Source organism: Priestia sp. SIMBA_032 (genome assembly GCF_046535215.1).
GTDB lineage: Bacteria > Bacillota > Bacilli > Bacillales > Bacillaceae_H > Priestia > Priestia aryabhattai.
Genome location: NZ_JAWRXD010001352.1, coordinates 1 through 244, shown reverse-complemented (window position 1 = coordinate 244; position 244 = coordinate 1). Strand labels below are relative to the sequence as shown.

Here is a 244-nt window from a genome sequence, read left to right as displayed (position 1 = left end):
GTGAAGGGATTATTAACCTTGGAAATATTAATAATGATTCATTTTCTAACATTATAGAAGGTGAAAGAGCAACAAACATTGTCGATGGATTTTCCAAAAGAGTTGCGGTTGAAGAGCTTTGTAGGAAATGTGGATATCGTAAAAGGTTTGGGAAGTAAATATGAAATAAGCCCTCATAAAGCGAGGGCTTATTTTTTATTCTTGATAAGAATGCTCTAATTCATCAATTAATGAACCAACGTAA

Annotated in this window: 1 protein-coding gene; it reads left to right on the top strand. The window is 32.4% G+C overall.

Going from position 1 to position 244, the window contains the following annotated elements; all coding sequences use genetic code 11:
• A partial coding sequence (locus tag SB717_RS38725) for an SPASM domain-containing protein (protein WP_410908559.1) occupies positions 1–158 on the top strand: 158 nt, incomplete at its 5' end.
• Positions 159–244 lie beyond the last annotated feature (86 nt).